Genomic DNA, 2343 nt, shown 5'->3' with positions numbered 1-2343 from the left:
CTTCAACAGAAGCGGTAAAAATACCATTAAAAGTCTTATCAATCCCAACAGCAGTATTCACATAACCAAAGTTTATAAGAGAAGACTTATAAAAGATATTAGGATCATAATTCATAGAAAAGCCTTCTATGAAACTTCCCTCATATCCTCCCCCTAAGGTAATCTTTAGGGATTGTTGTGGATCATCAGCAAAAAATTCTGCAGTTAAATTTCCATTAGCTGCATAAGAATAAGATCTTACTTGTCCCTCTCCTCGATCATTAGAGATAGTATTTTTCCCAAAGGAACCTTTTGTTTGGGTAGTGAGATAAAGAGATTGTGTATCTGTTCCTCCTAATTTTTTTATTATTCTTGCACTTCCATAATAAGAATCGGTTAAAAATCTCAAATTAAAGTCTGTAGTGTTGCTATGTTTAAATTGAGCGTTAGACTTATCATAGGAGATAAAACCTTCTAATAAACCAAAAGAAGTTAGATAACTACCTCCTGTTACAAACCCTTTATTTGATCCCCCCACGGTTCCATTTTTCAATGTGATACCACTAGAAGTAAAATAAGGGAAAAAGTAAATTTCTTGTTTTTTTGCAGGATCTACTTGTAAGCTTCTTATAAAATTAGGATTACCAATTATAGAATCTGAGACATTTTTTCTAGCAAAAACATCAAGAGTGGTTTGTGCCGCAACCACTCCTGAGCTATTAGATGGCTCAATACCTATCTTAAAGGTATCAGGGGAAGATCCAGTCTCTATCTCATAAAAACTCTCAGAAGGTGTTAAGTTACTTAATGTTATTCCCTTTCCATTATTGACTTGCTTACCAAAGGCAGTTAAACTACCAGAATCATTTTTTACAACCAAAGAATCAAGCTTATAGTCTTTCCCAAAAGAGAAATTACTACGTGGATTAATCCTAATAGAATTACCCTCAAAACTTATGGCTTCTGCTTTCTTTCCTGCTAAGATAATATATTCATCAATAGGAGAGTTAAAAATAGCAGTAGCGTTGCTAATGTTGTTGTAATCTGCATTATTCTTATTAATATTTACACCAACAGAACCGTTTCCTTTATTATTAGAAAGAATACGAATTACTCCATCCTCATTTTTAAAATGGAATTTATCAGCATTACTTGCATTACTTGCCCATCTTATTTTTCTATCCGCGACATTCCCACTCCAAGAAGAGCTATAAGATAAGGTTCCTTTAGTATTTGTAATACCCTTTTCAAAAACTCCTGCATTGAAAATAGAAGCTTGACCCCCATCATTGTTAAAGTCTGTAATAATTCCAGTGTTGTATAAATCTAAGGTTGCTTTATTATCAAGTTTATCAATAGCTCTTTTATTAGTGAGATTTAAATTCCCTCCATTAGCATTAATAGTGTTGATAGTTCCAGTATTATCAATAGTGGCACTACCATTAGTTTGGATAAATGTGTTAAGAGTGCCCCTATTAGAGAATTTATAGACATTTCCAGAGTTGTTAAAGGTAGTCATAACTCCTGTATTATCATAATTATTGATGGTTCCTGCATTTTCAATTTCAATAATTCTTCCTGTATTATTAAGGGTTTTAACAATATTTCCTGCCTTATTTACAAACTTATTGACAGTATGCATACTAGTATTGACAAAATTAACAATCGTATCATTATTTATAAGTGTTCCATGCACACTTCCATGATTGATAACATTTCCACTAACAGATGAAATATCAATTTCCCCCTCAAGCAATGAATCTTTAGAGACCTCTAAATTTTCAATACTTCCTACATTTTTAGTGTAATAGGTAAGCTTAGTATTATCGGTTACTTTCAAAAGACCAATCTTTGATTGATTAGTAATTGTTGCAGTATTTTTACCACTAAAGCCTAAATTAGAGATTGTACCTTCATTAGTAATTGTTGTGGTATTTTCACCATTTAAATCTAAATTAGAGATGGTGCCTTTATTATTAATTGTAATATCCCCTGAATTTATAAATTCATCAACTTGCCCTTTATCAGAATTATTAAAGATAATACTCTTTCCGCTATTTTTGAAAGTAATTAGGTTCCCCTCATTACTAAGAGTTCCTATACTTCCAGAGTTATTAAGGTTGGCTATGGTTGCACCCGCTTTATTTTCAAAGACACCCGTAATGGTTCCAACATTATCGAGGTTTGCTATGACCCCAGTGTTTTGCACTGATATTATAGTTCCAGCATTACTAAAGGTTCCTATGTTCTTAGTGTTATCAAGATTTGCAATAGTTCCAGTGTTACTTGCAGAGTTTAGGGTTCCAGTGTTAGTAAGGGTTGCTAAGTTTCCTTTGTTTTCAAGGGTGCCTAGATTAGAAGCAT

Annotated in this window: 1 protein-coding gene; it reads right to left on the bottom strand. The window is 32.7% G+C overall.

Going from position 1 to position 2343, the window contains the following annotated elements; genetic code table 11:
- Positions 1-2343 (bottom strand): autotransporter outer membrane beta-barrel domain-containing protein (locus tag LS72_RS11005; RefSeq protein ID WP_194145612.1); only part of this gene is annotated, 2343 nt, incomplete at both ends.

Source organism: Helicobacter apodemus, assembly GCF_000765745.2.
Lineage (GTDB): Bacteria > Campylobacterota > Campylobacteria > Campylobacterales > Helicobacteraceae > Helicobacter_D > Helicobacter_D apodemus.
Note: the sequence above shows the minus strand (reverse complement) of the source record. Positions and strands in the feature narration are given on the sequence as shown.